This window comes from Microbacterium sp. H6, assembly GCF_003314775.1.
In the GTDB taxonomy this organism is placed as follows: Bacteria; Actinomycetota; Actinomycetes; order Actinomycetales; family Microbacteriaceae; genus Microbacterium; species Microbacterium oxydans.
On record NZ_QOAY01000014.1, the window covers coordinates 1 to 326 of the forward strand.

At 73.0% G+C, this 326-nt stretch carries 1 pseudogene; it reads left to right on the top strand.

What is annotated here, in order from left to right:
* Positions 1 to 326 (top strand): annotated as a pseudogene (locus DSP71_RS22820) (YhgE/Pip domain-containing protein); the annotation flags it as partial.

The window sequence follows — 326 nt, forward strand, 5'->3', positions numbered from 1 at the left end:
CGGCACGGTCGCCACCGGCGCCTCCGCGGCGAACGACGGCGCGACGCAGCTGCGTGACGGACTGGCGACGCTGGCCTCCGGTACGGCCGAACTGCGCGACGGGCTCGCCCAGGGGGTGGACGCGATCCCCGCCTCGACACCCGACCTGCGTGCCCGTCAGGCCGACACGATCGCCGATCCCGTGAAGGTGTCGAGCGACAAGGTCGCCTCCGCGGAGGACTACGGCGCCGGGCTCGCCCCGTTCTTCGCCGCACTGTCGGCGTGGATCGGCATCTACGCGCTCTTCCTGATCGTCAAGCCGATCTCACGGCGGGCCCTCACGGCCC